This is a genomic window from Micromonospora sp. NPDC047762, assembly GCF_043204655.1.
Lineage (GTDB): Bacteria > Actinomycetota > Actinomycetes > Mycobacteriales > Micromonosporaceae > Micromonospora.
In genome coordinates this window covers 582,114-596,505 of sequence record NZ_JBIDCQ010000003.1, presented here as the reverse complement: position 1 = coordinate 596,505, position 14,392 = coordinate 582,114, and the positions used below count along the sequence as shown (strand labels likewise).

Genomic DNA, 14,392 nt, shown 5'->3' with positions numbered 1-14,392 from the left:
CAGTGATGATCCGTCACGCTTCAGTAATCGCCTTCTCGACGGTGAGCAGCAGGTTCGGCGCCTCAGCCGCGGGCAGACCGCCGCCCTGGGCCAGATCGGGGCTGCCACCGCCGCGCCCGGAGAACGCCGCCTTCACCAGATCCGACGCGGCCAGGCCCCGGCTGCGCGCCGCCGCGTTGACCGCGACCACCAGGGACGCCTTGCCGTTCGACCGCGCCGCCACCGCGACGACCGCCGGCCGCGCCGGGTCGATCTTGCCGCGGATCTCCTGGGCCAGGGTGCGCACATCGTTGCCGGCCGCGCCCTCCGGCGCCTCCGTGCCCACGTACGCGACCCCGCGCACGTCCTTGGCCTGCGCCGCGAGCGCCGCCGCGCCACCCAGCACCAACTGGGCGCGCAGCTTCTCCAGCTCCTTCTCGGCGTCCCGAAGCTGGGTGACGGTCTGCTCCACCCGGTCGGCGACCTGATCGTTGGGCACCCGATACAGCTCGGCCAACCGGGAGACCAGCAGGTGCTCCTTGGCCAGGAAGCTGAAGGCGTCCATGCCGACCAGCGCCTCCACCCGGCGGACACCGGAGCCGATCGACGACTCGGAGAGGATCTTCACGAGGCCGAGTTGGGCCGAGCGGGCCACGTGCGTGCCGCCGCACAGCTCCCGGGCGTAGTCACCCACCTCGACGACCCGCACCTCCTCGCCGTACTTCTCGCCGAAGAGCGCCATCGCGCCGATGCGCCGCGCCTCCTCCAACGAGGTGATGAAGGCGTGCACCTCCAGGTCGGCCAGCAGCACCTCGTTGACCTGCTGCTCCACGTCACGAAGGACGCTCGGCGACACCCCGGTCGGGGTGTTGAAGTCGAACCGGAGCCGACCGGGGGCGTTCAGCGACCCGGCCTGCGTGGCCGACTCTCCGAGGAAGTTGCGCATTGTCTGGTGCACCAGGTGCGTGGCGGTGTGCGACCGGGAGATCGCCCGACGCCGCGTCGTGTCGATCTCGGCGAAACCGGCCTCACCGGCGCGTACCTCGCCCCGGATCACCCGAGCGCGGTGCACGATCAGACCGGGCACCGGCTGCTGCACGTCGAGCACCTCGACCTGCCCGCCACCAACCGTGATCATGCCCTGGTCGGGCTGCTGCCCACCGCCCTCGGCGTAGAACGGGGTGGTGTCCAGCACCAGCTCGATGGTGTCGCCCTCGGTCGCCGCCTGACGCGGGCCGTCGGCGCCGAGCAGCGCCCGCACCGTCGACTCGCGGGACACCTCGCCGTACCCGGTGAACGTCACCGGACCACCCGCGTCGAGCACCGACCGGTACGCCGACAGGTCGACGTGCCCCGTCTTGCGGGCCTGCGCGTCGGCCTTCGCCCGGGTCCGCTGGTCGGCCATCAGCCGCCGGAACCCCTCGTCGTCGACGCTGAGGCCCTGCTCCGCGGCGATCTCCAGGGTCAGATCGATCGGGAAGCCGTACGTGTCGTGCAACTGGAACGCCTTCGCCCCGGACAACGCCGAGCCGCCCGCCGTGCGGGTCTCCGCGATCGCGGTGTCCAGGATCGTCGTTCCCGCCCGCAGCGTGGACAGGAACGCCTCCTCCTCCGCGTACGCGTAGTCCGCGATCCGGTCGAAGTCACTCGCCAACTCCGGGTACGACGGCGCCATGCAGTCCCGCGCCACCGGCAGCAGCTCGGGCAGCGCCCGCTCCTGCCACCCCAGCAACCGGATCGACCGGATCGCCCGACGCATGATCCGCCGCAGCACGTACCCGCGACCCTCGTTCGACGGGGTCACCCCGTCACCGATCAGCATCAACGCCGTACGCACGTGATCCGCGATCACCCGCAACCGCACGTCGTCCGGGTGCGACTCACTCGCCACGTGCCCCGAGTGCGCCCCGTACCGCTTCCCGGTCAGCTCGGCCGCCCGCGCCAGGATCGGCCGGACCTCGTCGATCTCGTACAGGTTGTCCACACCCTGCAGGATCGACGCCATCCGCTCCAGGCCCATGCCCGTGTCGATGTTCTTCGCCGGCAGGTCACCCAGGATCGGGTAGTCCTCCTTGTTGGTGCCCGGCCCCCGCTCGAACTGCATGAACACGAGGTTCCAGTACTCCATGTACCGGTCCTCGTCGACCGCCGGACCACCCTCACGCCCATACTCCGGGCCCCGGTCGTAGAACAGCTCCGACGACGGACCACACGGCCCGGGAATGCCCATCGACCAGAAGTTGTCCGCCTTGCCCCGACGCACGATCCGCTCTGCCGGCACACCCACCGACCGCCAGATCTCGTACGCCTCGTCGTCGTCGAGGTAGATCGTCGGCCAGATCCGCTCCGGATCCAGCCCGTACCCACCCTCGGCGATCGGCTTCGTGGACAACTCCCACGCCAGCGGAATCGCACCGGCCTTGAAATAGTCACCGAAGGAGAAGTTGCCGTTCATCTGGAAGAACGTGCCGTGCCGGCTCGTCTTACCGACCTCGTCGATGTCCGGCGTACGAATGCACTTCTGCACACTCACCGCCCGCTGGTACGCGGGCGTCTGCTGACCCAGGAAGTACGGCACGAACTGCACCATGCCGGCATTGACGAACAGCAGGTTCGGATCGCTGATGGCGGGCAGCGGAGCGGACGGCACCACGGCGTGCCCATTCGCCTCGAAATGCGCGAGGTACCGCCGCTTGATCTCCGCCGTCTTCATCGCTGGTGTTCCTCCGGAAAGATTTCTCGATCGCCGATCCGCGGGTCTTCCCGCAGGTCGGCGAACTTGTCGTCGAACGCCTCGCCCTGGGCGAACGCGTGGTGGATCTCCTGCTCGCGTTCGGCCATCCCGACCCGGACGTCCTCCACGAAACTACGCAGCGACTCGACGAGCCCGCCAGCGGATTCCGTCAACGAGCTGGCGATGCCCGCCGGCGTGTACGCCTGCGCGGTCCGGGTCGCCTTGCGTACCACGATCACCCCGACGGCCACCCCGATGCCGAGCCAGAACAAGCGCCTCATGTCCCGCTACCTCCTGGTGCGCCGGGCCGGTCAGCTGTTGCCGCGTCGCGCGGCCCGCCGCTGCTGCTTGATGGTGTCGCGTACCTCGCGCTCGGTCTCGGCGTGCCGGCGGCCGGCGGCGGCCTTCCGCACGCCGTAGCCGAACGCGGCCACCTTCACCAGGGGGTTGGCGGCCGCGGCGGAGACCACGGTGGCCAGGTTGGCGACGTTGGCGGTGACGTTCTGCGCGTGGCTGGTCATGGTGTCGACCTTCGCCAGCTGGAGGTTCACACCGTCGAGCGAGATCTGCACCTGCTCCAGCGCGGTGTTGACGTTCTTCACAGTGGTGTTCACGTCACCGAGCAGCGGTGCGGTCCGATCATTCAGGTCGTTGATCATGCGGGTGGTGGCGTCAACCGTGTGCCGCAGCCGCAGGATGGGCAGCGTCAGGATGAGCACCAGCACCGCGAACGCGGATGCCGCGATCAGCGCCGCTATCGCTCCAATGTCGCCCACGCCTGTCCTCCTCAAGCAGAGTTCCGCAGGACCCGACGTCCCCGGAACGCACAACCATGCCACCCGTACCGGCCGCCGAGCCGTCGGCGCTCACCGGTAGCGGGCGTGCCCGCCAGCCCCAGACCCTACCGTCCGTGATGGAGACCGGCTCAGGACGGTGAGGGTGTCAGCTCACCCAGCGGATCCGCACTGACCGTCGGGAACGGATCCTCACCGGTCAGTGACGGGTCGGTGGTCGGCTGCGGCCTGGTCCGCTCGTCGTCGATCGCATTGCGCACCTTCACCGACACCAACGAGCCGGTGCACTCGGTCGCAGCGGCCGACGGGTCGCCGGACGGCACGGTCGCCGGCTCGCCGTCCACCGGCGGCGGCACACAGGTCGGCTCGCGTACCCACAGGTCGAGGGTCAACTCGTCGCGACGCCAGCAGGTGTAGCTGCCCTTCGTCTCCTGCTCCGGGCAGCGACTCACCTTCCACGGCTGCCACCCGTCCCGCCGCAGCGCGTCCTCGTAGACCTGCGCCGTCTCCTTGGGCGCCTTCTCCGAGGTCACGGTGCGCTCACGCAGCCGGCAGTCGAGCAGGCACCAGCGGCTGCCGCTGACGTCGTCGACCGTCTTCGCGGCCGCCCAGCCGGGCACGCCGAGCTGGTCCAGGTTGTCGAAGACCGGGTCACGGCTCAGCGTCCGGAGCCCGAAGAAGAGCGGCACCGCGCCGAGCAGCACGACGCTGACCAGCACCAACACCGCCGCGCGCAGGCGACGTCGTTCACGGGTCTGCCGGCGTTCCTCGGAACGGGCACCCGGTGCGGCGTCGTCGTCCGGCGCGTCCTGACCGGCCGAGCGCAGCGCCGGCCCGTCGGAGGGCTCCGGTTCCGGCCGGTCCACCGGGCCGGCCGTGGCGGGCACCGCGGCGGCGGCGCGGGCCACACCGACGGGCTCGCCGGCGCGTCCGGGCGGCGGCACGGGCGCGACACCGCTCGGCTCGGCACGGCCGGGCTCCCGATTCGGCGGCAGGGCGCGGCCGGCGGCGCGGTCGGCCGGCATGGGTCGCCCGGCCGGCGCAGCACCACGGGCCGGGCCGGGCTCACCGGGCCGGTCATCGGCTGGCGGCTGCCCGCCGGGTGGGCGGACAGCGGCACGAGCCGGACCATCCGGACGGGCACGCGGCGGACCGTCCACACCCGGCGGCATGGCCGCACGAGCCGGACCATCCGGACGGGTCGCGTCCGGGGGTGCCGCATCGCCACCCGGGCCGGGACGTGGTGGGCCGTCGGCGCCACGGCGCCCGGTGCCGGGTGCCGGCGCGTCGCCCGGAACGGGGCGGGCCCGACCGGGTGGGACGGAACGGGCAGCGCCCCGAGCAGCGGGACCGCCGCCGGGTCGACCGCCGGCGTAGGGGTCGTCGCCACTGTCGCTCGCGGTCCCCGGTCGACCGGGGACAGCCGTACCGTCAGGGCCGGGCTCGGCCGGTCCACGTCGTCGTCGGCCGGTCGGATCCGGGGCGGGCGGTGCGTCCGGGCCGGACCCCGCCACGGCACGGCCGCGCCGAACAGTGGGGTCCGGAGTGGGGGGCACCGCCGCAGCGCCCCGCCCACGGGCGGGCCGGTCACCGGGCGGCGAGGGGTAGGTCAGTGCCTGCTCTCCGGTGGATCCCGAACCGTCGGGCCGGGCGGCGCGACGGCCGGTCGGTGCGTCCGCGCCGGGGTCGACCGGCGGTCCGGCGGGCCGGCGGGCGGCGGTGCGTTCCGCGGCCGGGTCGGGCACGGCGAGCCGACCGGACGCCTGGTCGGTGAGGTCCACCGGCCCGGTGGGCGGCGCCGGACGGCGTCCCCCGGCCGGCGGACTGCCGTCTCGGCGGTTGACCACCCGCAGGCCGGGGTCGGTGTGTGGCAGGCGGCCGGCCTGGCGCAGCCAGTCCGCTGGCCGCTCCGGGCGGTCCGGGCGGGGTTCGCCGCCGGGCGGCGTTCGGCGTTCCGGTTCATCGGAGACGACCCGGCGACGACCGGTGCCGTCGGCGGGGCCGGTGGTGGGCAGGGCGCCACTGTGCGCGCCGGTCGCCTCGGGCACCGACGACGCGTTCCCCGAGCGGGGCACGGGTGGCGCGTTACCGGAGCGGGGCACGACCGGCTCGTCGGGTTCCGCGGCGCGGCGACGCCCGCCGGCCGTCGGACGGGCACCTTCGGACGCGCGCCCGGCGGGCTCGGGTGCACCGGGGTCGGCCGGGCCCGGACGACGTCGGGCGGTACGCGGGTCACGGTCGATGGCGGGGTCGGGTCGCAGGCCGTCCGCTGTCGACGGCACGACGCCAGCCGGCGCGCCGTCGAAGCGGGCGGGCCCGGGAGCGGCGGGAGTTCCGGCGACCCGCGTCGGGTCGGGTGCCGAGCCGGCGGCGCGGCGACCGGCGGGCGGGCCGTCGGCGGGAGGCCGGGCACGGCCGGGTTCGACCGGTTGCTCCGGGCCGGGTCGGCGGACCGGCGGACCGGCGTCCGGACGGCGTAGCGGCGGCATGGAATCGGGTTGACCGCCGGGTGCGGCGGGGTCCTGATGACGTCCCGGCGGAACAACGGCGTCCGGACGACGGGCCGGCGAGGCGGCGGCGTCCGGGCGACGACCGGCCGGGGGGCCCGAGGTCGCTGGGCCCACGGGTGGGCCGGGAGGGGCGGCCGCACCGCGCGGACGGGCCGGGCCGCCGGGCGCGTCGGGTGCCGGACGAGGCCCCGGCGGGCCGGCCGGGTCACCCCCGCCCGGGCGAGCGGGGGGTGGCGACTGTGGCACGGCACCGCGGGCGCCGGGCACCGGCTGAACGCCGCGGCGTGGCGGCTGCCCGGCTGCGGGGCCGGATGCGGGGCCGGATGCGGGTGGCCGGTTGTCCGGGCGACGACCCGCTGGCGGCGTCTCCCCGGGCCAGGGCCCGTCGACTGGTCGACGGGCGGCGGCACCGCCCGGTTCACTCTGACGCGGAGCCGGCGGCGCCGAGGGCTCCGGCGCACTGCCGCGCGCACCGGCCGGCTCTCCCGCCGTACGCGGGGCGGGTTGTGCCGGAGGCCCGGCCGGGTCTGCCGGCGGCATACCCCCGCGGGGCCGGTTCGGCTCCGCCGGTGCGCCGTCCGGGCCCAGCTCGGAGCGTTGCTGCTTGGCCGAGCGCAGATCGTCGATCCAGCCGAACTCCTCGCCGGCGACCGGCTCCTCCGGCTCGGGCTCAGCAGCCCGGCCGCGACCCCAACGGCGGGTCTTGGCGCGGGGATCGCGCCGCTCGTCCGGGCCCTCGTCCGGGCGGTCCCCACCACGCGATCTCACTGTTGACCCTCTCCTGCGGCGTCGGTGCCGCTGTCCTGCATCGTGCCGGGGGCATCCGTGCCCGTCGTCGGACGGGCGGCCCCCGGGGATAGCGCTGGCGCGGTCTGCGCCGTTACGGACGGCTCGGATGTCGGCGTCTGCGGGCGCGCGGCCGGAGCCGGCAGACCACGCACGATCCGGCGCAGCAGCGGCAACCTGGTGGCCACCGACCGCTCCGCGCCGTGCGGGCTGGGCTGGTAGTAGTCGGTGCCCACCAGGTCGTCCGGGACGTACTGCTGGGTGACCACGCCGCGCTGGTCGTCGTGCGGGTAGCGGTAGCCGGTCCCGTGGCCCAACCCTCGGGCGCCGGCGTAGTGCGCGTCGCGCAGCCCTCGCGGCACCGGGCCACCGCGACCGGCCCGGACGTCGGCGATGGCGGCGCCGATGGCGGTGGTGGCCGAGTTCGACTTGGGCGCGGTGGCCAGGTGGATCACCGCCTGGGCGAGGTTGAGCTGCGCTTCGGGCAACCCGACGTACTCGACCGCGTGCGCGGCCGCGGTCGCCACGCTCAGCGCCCCGGGGTCGGCCATGCCCACGTCCTCGCTGGCGAAGATGACCAGGCGACGGGCGATGAACCGGGCGTCCTCACCGGCGACCAGCATGCGGGCCAGCCAGTGCACCGCAGCGTCCACGTCCGAGCCGCGCATGCTCTTGATGAAGGCGCTGACCACGTCGTAGTGGGCGTCGCCGTCGCGGTCGTAGCGCACCGCCGCCACGTCGACGGCCTGCTCGGCGGTGGCGAGGTCGATCCGCCCGCCGCCGAGGGCCGTCGCGGAGGCGGCCGCCGCTTCCAGGGCGGTGAGTGCCTTACGGACGTCACCGGCGGCCAGCCGGACCAGGTGATCCTCGGCCTCGGTGGTCAGCACCAGCGCGCCGTCCAGACCACGCTTGTCGGCGACCGCGCGGCGCAGCAGGCCCCGCACCGCCTCGTCGTCCAACGGTTGCAGGGTGAGCAGCACGCACCGCGACAGCAGCGGTGAGATGACCGAGAAGTACGGGTTCTCGGTGGTCGCCGCCAGCAGGGTGACCGTGCGGTCCTCGACGGCGGCGAGCAGCGAATCCTGTTGGGTCTTGCTGAAGCGGTGCACCTCGTCGATGAAGAGCACGGTCTGCGGGCCACCGGAACGACGCTGGCGGCGAGCCGCCTCGATCACCGCCCGGACGTCCTTCACGCCCGCGGAGAGCGCCGACATGGCGACGAAGCGGCGGTCGGTGGCCCCGGCCACCAGGTGCGCGATCGTGGTCTTGCCGCTGCCCGGCGGGCCCCAGAGGATCACCGACATCGGAGCCCCGCCGGAGACCAGCTGCCGCAGGGGTGCGCCGGGAGCGAGCAGGTGCTCCTGCCCGACGAGCTCGTCGAGGGTCACCGGGCGCATCCGGACGGGCAGGGGCGAATCGTCGGCCACCGCGGTGAAGCCGTCGACACCGGCGGGACCGTCGGGCGCGCTGCGCGACCCGGCGGGTTCACCGAGGGAGAAGAGGGCGTCGGACTCCATCACGAAGACAGTACCGGGCCGGGCCCACGACGCCGGAATCGCGCCGCGGGCCCGCCACCGGTGATCGGTTCCGGTCAGCCACGCCCGGGGCGACGGCCCCGGTACCAGCGGCCGCCGCCACCGCCGCGCGGGCCGCTGCCCACGCCGGCCAGGTAGAGCGAGAGCAGGAGCAGCCCGATGAGTACGAGGGTGTTCCAGTTGAACAGGTCCGGCGCTCCGAAGTCGGTGCCGAGCAGGTCAAGCAACAGGGCGAAGCCAAAAACGATGGCCGCGAGAATGGCGAGCATGTCGGTCCTCCGGTGGGGGTTCCCAGTAGGTCGGCGCGTGATGTACCCAATCGGTCGACTCGCCAATCTCCACGGTGGAGGTGGCCACGCCGCGACGGCCCGGCGGAGGCATTCGACCCCCGGCTCCTAGGCTGGACCCCATGATCAACGACGACCAGGTGCTCCAGGACCGGAGCGCCGTCCTGGCCGCCGTCGGGCACCACCCGTTCGCCCGGCACGCGCTCGGGCGGCCCGTGCCGGTGCGCGCGTACCAGCGTGGCGGTGCCGTGCTGTGGGTGGTGCCGCCGGAACACGGGCCGGCCAGCTGCGCGATCGGCCCGGCCGAGCCGGCGCTGGAGATCTGTGTCGCGCTGGCCGCCGACGGGATGTTCCAGTCCGGACAGCACCTGCACCTGCCTCGACACGATCGCGGTCTGCTGGTCGACCGGCTGGCGGTGACCGAGCACAGCGACTGGGACTTCCACTGGACCGACACGGCGCCGCCGGCGCAGCCGGACGAACAACCGGTGGTCCGCCTCACCGCCGCCGACCAGCCGGCGCTGGCGGCACTTGTCGAAGAGTCGTTTCCCACCAGCACCTCCCAGCCGGGCGACCCACGGGTGGTCGACTGGTACGGCATCTGGGCCGGCGACCGGTTGGTGGCGTGCGGCGCGGACCGCAGCCACAGTGACATCGGCTTCCTGGCCGGCCTGACCGTCGCCCCCGACCAACGCGGTCGGGGGCTGGGCGCGTCCCTGACCGCCGGGATGACCCGGGCGCTGCTGGCACGTCACGACCTGGTCGGGCTCGGCGTCTACACACACAACGTCGGTGCGGCGAGGCTCTACCGTCGGCTCGGCTACACCGACGCCCTTCCGCTCAGCTCGATCCGCCTCGCCTGACCGGTCTGCCGTCCGGCCAGGCGAGGGGTTTTCGCTAACGGTCGGTGGCGGGCACCGGGACCGCGGTCGGCTCGACGGCCGGGGCGGCCCGACGACCCTCCAGCCAGGCCGGCAGGTAGAGCGGGGCGGCGACGGCCAACACCACAGCGCCGACCACCATCGCGGTGCTGACGCTGGTGGCGGCGGCGAGCGCGGTGAGCACCACCCCGCCGAGCGCGCCGGCCGGTTGCGCCATCATCGAGTTCAGCGAGAGCACGCTGGTCCGGTACGGGCCGTCGACCTGCCGGTGCAGCAGCCCACTGTGCAGCGGGTTGGACGCGCCGTGCACCGCGTAGCAGGCGAGGTAGGCCACCAGCACGCCGACCGGCCCGGCGAACAACCCCATCCCGACCACAGTCACGCCCTGCAGGACGCGGAGCAGGGCCGCACCCGGAGCGGCGCCGAACCAGCGCAGCAGCAGTGGGGTCAGTGCCGCGCCGGCGGCCGAGGCGAGCCAGGCGGCCGAGTTCGCCGGCCCGAGCAGCACCGCGGCGCGTTCCGGATCACCGATCACCTCGGCGAGTCGGACCGGCAGCAGCGACTCGAAGGTGACCATGCCGAAGCCCCAGAACAGCTCGACGGCCACCAACGCCAGCAGCACCCGGGAACGACGCAGCAGCCCGACGGCCTGACTGATCATCCGGGGCGCCTGGACCACCGAGGCCCGCAGCGCCGCGACCCCGGTGGCCGGCCGCTCCTCGACCAGCAGCACCACGAGCGCGACGAGCGCCGCCGCCTGCGCCACGATGGCGGCCAACACGGGCACCGTGAGCGCGGTGACCGGCCCGATCGGGCCGAGCGCGATGAGACCACCGCTGACCAGCGCGCCTCCGCCGATGGCGCCGCCGACGACGGTGCCGGCGTAGCCGAGGCCACGCTCGTACTCGGCCTGCGGATCGGCGGCCAGGGTGGCGTCGACGTACCAGGACTCCAACGGGCCGCTGTCCAACGCCCGGTAGATGCCCTGCAGAGCCCAGACCACGAAGAACAGCGCGAAGGAGTCGGCCACGGCGAACAGCGCGAGGGAGACAAGGTTGAGCACCCCGGCGGCGAGCAGCACCGGTCGACGACCGAGAGCGTCGGCGAACCCGCCGGTGGGCAACTCCAACGCCAGCACCAGCAGCCCCTGAGCCGTGCCGACCAGGCCGATCTGCGGCAGCGACAGGCCGCGCTCCTGCATCAGCAGGATCATCACCGGGATCATCAGACCCGTGGGCAGCCAGCGCAGGCCGTAGAGCGTGAGGTAACGACGCCGAACCTGACGTACGGTCAACGCGCTCACCGTGTCTCCTCCGTTCGCGACTGCGGGGCTCGCAAACCCCGCTCACTCCTCGCGCTCACCAGCGCTCGTCCAGACGCGGGAAGCCGGCCAGGAACACGTGCACGGGTTTGACGTCCGGGGCATCGGTCGCGGCTTCGTCGCGGTAGCGCATCAACACCGCCCAGAGTTCGTCGCTGAGGGCACGCAGTCGGTCCGGGTCGAGGGGCAGCACCAGATCGCTCATCCCGGCGGCGTCGCGCCAGGCCGGAGACTGGTGGTGCTCGACGGCCAGCCAACGCTCGGCCAGATCGCCCATCAGCCGCACCTGATCCGCCTGAATCCACTGGACGGCAGCGCGGGCATCCGGGTCTTCGTCGAAGTCGGTGGGGTCGAAGTGACTCATGTCGTGCGCGGCCTGCCACCAACGCTGCCGACCGGTGCCCCGGTCGGGATCCTCGGCCACGAGCCCCACCTCGGCGAGTTGCCGCAGGTGATAGCTGGTCGCGCCGGTGTTGGTGCCCAGCTTCTCGGCGAGGGCCGTCGCGGTCGCCGGGCCGTCGATACGCAGCGAGCCGAGCAGCCGCATCCGCAGTGGGTGGGCCAGCACGCGAACCTGCCGGCCGTCCAGATCGACGCGCCGTGGCTCGGTGCCGCCGTCGGGCGGGGGGTTCTCCATAAGTGCACAATATCTCTGCACACTTCCTATGCACAAGTCTTGTGCATAGGAAGTGTGCAGACGACGGGTTTCAGGAGGACAGGAGTTCGCGCACCCCGCGCAGTCGCGTCCGCAGCAGGGAGGCGGCGCGCGCGCAATCGAGGCGTACGTCCAGAGGGCGGACCAGGCCGGTGGCCGCGCTGGTGGTGGTCCTCAACCCGGTCGGGTCCAGGCCATACCGCTCGGCGACCAGCAGGCCCAGCTCGGCTCGGCTGACCGCGTCCGGGCCGGCCACGTTGAGCACACCGGCGTACGTCGAGGCGACCAGTTCCAGCACGGCGGCGGCCAGGTCGGCGACGTCGATCGGGCAGCGCAGTTCGTCGCTGAACAGGGTGGCCCGACCGGCGAGCGCGTCCCGGCAGAGCTGGATCTGCTTGCTGCCCTCCCCCACGATCAGGGAGGTCCGCACCAGCGCCGCGCCCGGGTCGATCGCCCGTACGGCGGTCTCAGCCGCCGCCTTCGCGGCACCGTACGCATGCACCGGCGTGGGTGGTTCGTCGTCGGCGTACGGCACGGGTCGTCCGGCGTGCAGCGCGTCGCTGGACACGTGCACCAGCCGGGCACCCACCTCGGCGGCGGCGACCGCCACGTGCGCGGCCCCGTCGGCGGTGACCGCCCAGTCGCCGTACCGATAGGGGGTCCCGACAACGGCGTCCGGCCGCACCTCGGCGACCAGCGCGCGCACGGCGGACCGGTCGGTCACGTCCAACCGCCGTGCCGCGACCCCCGGCACCGCGATCTCACCGGAGTGGAACGTCCCGACAACGGAGAACCCGGCGCTCAGGCCCCGCCGACAGACCTCGCGCCCCAGTAACCCACTACCCCCGACAACAAGTACTCGCACCTGAGCCCACTCCCCCGCCAACGATCAAGAGGTCTGCGTCATCTCGCCGGGGCGATGATGACGCAGACCTCTTGATCAACCAAGCAGGGGCCGGGGGTGCGGTCAGACCGGGTCTGCCACCGGGGCTGCGGGGCCGGCCGTTCCGGTGTGGGCGGTTGCGGCGGGCTTGGGCTTGGCGTCGATGCCGGCCTCGGTGCGCTGCTGTGCGGTGATCGGGGTGGGCGCACTGGTCAGCGGGTCGAAGCCACCCCGGGTCTTCGGGAACGCGATGACCTCGCGGATGGAGTCGGCACCGGCGAGCAGCATGCAGACCCGGTCCCAGCCGAAGGCGATGCCGCCGTGCGGCGGGGCGCCGTACTTGAACGCCTCCAGCAGGAAGCCGAACTTGTCCTGCGCCTCCTCGGGGGTGATGCCGAGCAGGTCGAAGACCCGCTTCTGCACGTCACCCCGGTGGATACGGATCGACCCGCCGCCGATCTCGTTGCCGTTGCAGACGATGTCGTACGCGTACGCCAGGGCCCGGTCCGGAGCCTCCTCGAACCGGTCGACCCACTCCGAGTTCGGCGAGGTGAACGGGTGGTGCACTGCCGTCCAACCGCCCTCGTCCGTGCGCTCGAACATCGGCGCGTCGACCACCCAGCAGAACGCCCAGGCGCTCTCGTCGATCAGGCCGGACCGCTTGGCGATCTCGACGCGGGCCGCCCCGAGCAGCTCCTGCGCCTCCCGGGTGGTGGCGCTCGCGGCGAAGAAGACCGCGTCGCCCGGCTTCGCGCCGACCGCGTCGGCGAGCCCGCCCAGGTGCTCGGCGGAGAGGTTCTTCGCCACCGGGCCACGTGCCTCGCCGGTCTCCGCGTCCAGCACCACGTACGCCAGACCGCGCGCGCCACGCGCCTTCGCCCAGTCCTGCCAGCCGTCCAGCTCCTTGCGGCTCTGCGCCGCGCCGCCCGGCATCACCACCGCGCCGACGTACCCGCCCGCGTCGATGGCCCCGGCGAAGACCCGGAACTCGGTGCCGCGCAGGTACTCGGTCAGCTCGGTCAGCTCGACGCCGTAGCGCAGGTCCGGCTTGTCCGAGCCGTACCGTGCCATCGCGTCGTGCCAGGTGACCCGCGGGATCGGACGGCTGATCTCGTGCCCGGCCAGGTCCTTCCACAGCGCCGAGACGATCGCCTCACCAAGGTCGATCACGTCGTCCTCGGTCACGAACGACATCTCGATGTCGAGCTGGGTGAACTCCGGCTGCCGGTCGGCGCGGAAGTCCTCGTCGCGGTAGCAGCGGGCGATCTGGTAGTACCGCTCCATGCCGCCCACCATCAGCAGCTGCTTGAACAGCTGCGGCGACTGCGGCAGCGCGTACCAGCTGCCGGGCTGAAGGCGCACCGGCACCAGGAAGTCGCGGGCGCCCTCCGGAGTCGAGCGGGTCAGCGTCGGGGTCTCGATCTCCAGAAAGTCCCGCTCGTGCAGCACGCCCCGGGCCAGCTGGCTGGCGCGCGAGCGCAGCCGCAGCGCGTTCGCCGGGCCGCTGCGACGCAGGTCCAGGTAGCGGTACCGGAGTCGAATGTCGTCGCCGGCCTCGATCTGGTCGTCCACCGGCAGCGGCAGCGGCGCCGCCTCGGAGAGCACCTCCAGCTCGACGACGGTCACCTCGACCTCGCCGGTGGGCAGCTCCGGGTTCTCGTTGCCGGCCGGGCGGCGGGTCACCTCACCGACGACCTTCACACAGAACTCGTTGCGCAGCGCGTGCGCGTCTTCCTCGCGGAACACCACCTGGACAACACCGGAACCGTCGCGCAGGTCGACGAAGATGACCCCGCCGTGGTCGCGGCGGCGGGCCACCCAGCCGGCGAGCGTCACCGTCGAGCCGGCGTCCGCGGCGCGCAGGCTTCCGGCATTGTGGGTACGGATCACGGCTGGCAACTCCTCATCGTGGAACAGTCCTCACCCGCATTCTGTCAGGGGTGGCCGCCCCGCCTCCGGGCACCCGGCAGGCCGGCACGATTCGCTGGTGGGGTGGACCGGCGAACCCGACTCCCCCGGCAGGCGAG

General features: G+C 73.3%; 10 protein-coding genes and 1 pseudogene. 1 reads left to right on the top strand and 10 read right to left on the bottom strand.

Annotated elements, in window-relative coordinates; genetic code table 11:
- Positions 1-13 precede the first annotated feature (13 nt).
- The 6 genes from alaS to ACGF3C_RS13505 form a co-directional block, all read right to left on the bottom strand.
- A complete protein-coding gene (gene alaS / locus ACGF3C_RS13530) occupies positions 14-2,692 on the bottom strand; it encodes an alanine--tRNA ligase (protein ID WP_357226080.1) in 2,679 nt (892 codons plus the stop codon).
- Positions 2,689-2,994, bottom strand: a complete 306-nt coding sequence (locus tag ACGF3C_RS13525) for a hypothetical protein (RefSeq protein WP_091401860.1) — start codon at positions 2,992-2,994, stop codon at positions 2,689-2,691. The genes alaS and ACGF3C_RS13525 overlap by 4 nt, the downstream gene beginning before the upstream one ends.
- 30 nt (positions 2,995-3,024) lie before the next feature.
- Positions 3,025-3,489, bottom strand: coding sequence for a DUF948 domain-containing protein (locus tag ACGF3C_RS13520; RefSeq protein WP_124823092.1), 465 nt, complete (start codon positions 3,487-3,489; stop codon positions 3,025-3,027).
- A 149-nt stretch (positions 3,490-3,638) separates the two neighbouring features.
- On the bottom strand, positions 3,639-4,334 hold the full coding sequence (locus tag ACGF3C_RS13515) for a hypothetical protein (protein WP_357226111.1): 696 nt from the start codon (positions 4,332-4,334) through the stop codon (positions 3,639-3,641).
- A 2,447-nt stretch (positions 4,335-6,781) separates the two neighbouring features.
- Positions 6,782-8,320, bottom strand: a complete 1,539-nt coding sequence (locus ACGF3C_RS13510; RefSeq protein ID WP_393221752.1) for a replication-associated recombination protein A — start codon at positions 8,318-8,320, stop codon at positions 6,782-6,784.
- Positions 8,321-8,394: 74 nt separating this feature from the next.
- Positions 8,395-8,607 carry a hypothetical protein gene (locus tag ACGF3C_RS13505; RefSeq protein WP_124855015.1) on the bottom strand — a complete coding sequence of 71 codons (213 nt, stop codon included), beginning with the start codon at positions 8,605-8,607 and terminating at the stop codon, positions 8,395-8,397.
- A 140-nt stretch (positions 8,608-8,747) separates the two neighbouring features.
- On the opposite strand from ACGF3C_RS13505, the gene ACGF3C_RS13500 reads away from it, so the two are divergent.
- A complete protein-coding gene (locus tag ACGF3C_RS13500; RefSeq protein ID WP_393221749.1) occupies positions 8,748-9,488 on the top strand; it encodes a GNAT family N-acetyltransferase in 741 nt (246 codons plus the stop codon).
- Here ACGF3C_RS13500 and ACGF3C_RS13495 read toward each other — a convergent pair.
- The 4 genes and pseudogenes from ACGF3C_RS13495 to aspS form a co-directional block, all read right to left on the bottom strand.
- Positions 9,462-10,809: pseudogene (locus tag ACGF3C_RS13495) on the bottom strand (MFS transporter); the annotation flags it as partial. The gene ACGF3C_RS13500 and the pseudogene ACGF3C_RS13495 overlap by 27 nt on opposite strands.
- A 55-nt stretch (positions 10,810-10,864) precedes the next feature.
- Positions 10,865-11,464: a helix-turn-helix domain-containing protein gene (locus ACGF3C_RS13490; RefSeq protein WP_357232796.1), complete on the bottom strand. Its 600-nt coding sequence runs from the start codon at positions 11,462-11,464 to the stop codon at positions 10,865-10,867.
- Between the two features lie 70 nt (positions 11,465-11,534).
- Positions 11,535-12,347, bottom strand: a complete 813-nt coding sequence (locus ACGF3C_RS13485) for a sugar nucleotide-binding protein (protein WP_357232794.1) — start codon at positions 12,345-12,347, stop codon at positions 11,535-11,537.
- 102 nt (positions 12,348-12,449) lie between these two features.
- Complete coding sequence (gene aspS, locus ACGF3C_RS13480) at positions 12,450-14,255, bottom strand: aspartate--tRNA ligase (RefSeq protein WP_393221745.1); 1,806 nt, start codon at positions 14,253-14,255, stop codon at positions 12,450-12,452.
- Positions 14,256-14,392: the final 137 nt, after the last annotated feature.

What these genes read in the sequence shown, in the direction of transcription:
- alaS (WP_357226080.1), bottom strand. Translation starts at nt 2,692, where the DNA reads ATGAAGACGGCGGAGATCAAGCGGCGGTACCTCGCGCATTTCGAGGCG.
- ACGF3C_RS13525 (WP_091401860.1), bottom strand. Translation starts at nt 2,994, where the DNA reads ATGAGGCGCTTGTTCTGGCTCGGCATCGGGGTGGCCGTCGGGGTGATC.
- ACGF3C_RS13510 (WP_393221752.1), bottom strand. Translation starts at nt 8,320, where the DNA reads ATGGAGTCCGACGCCCTCTTCTCCCTCGGTGAACCCGCCGGGTCGCGC.
- ACGF3C_RS13505 (WP_124855015.1), bottom strand. Translation starts at nt 8,607, where the DNA reads ATGCTCGCCATTCTCGCGGCCATCGTTTTTGGCTTCGCCCTGTTGCTT.
- ACGF3C_RS13500 (WP_393221749.1), top strand. Translation starts at nt 8,748, where the DNA reads ATGATCAACGACGACCAGGTGCTCCAGGACCGGAGCGCCGTCCTGGCC.
- ACGF3C_RS13490 (WP_357232796.1), bottom strand. Translation starts at nt 11,464, where the DNA reads ATGGAGAACCCCCCGCCCGACGGCGGCACCGAGCCACGGCGCGTCGAT.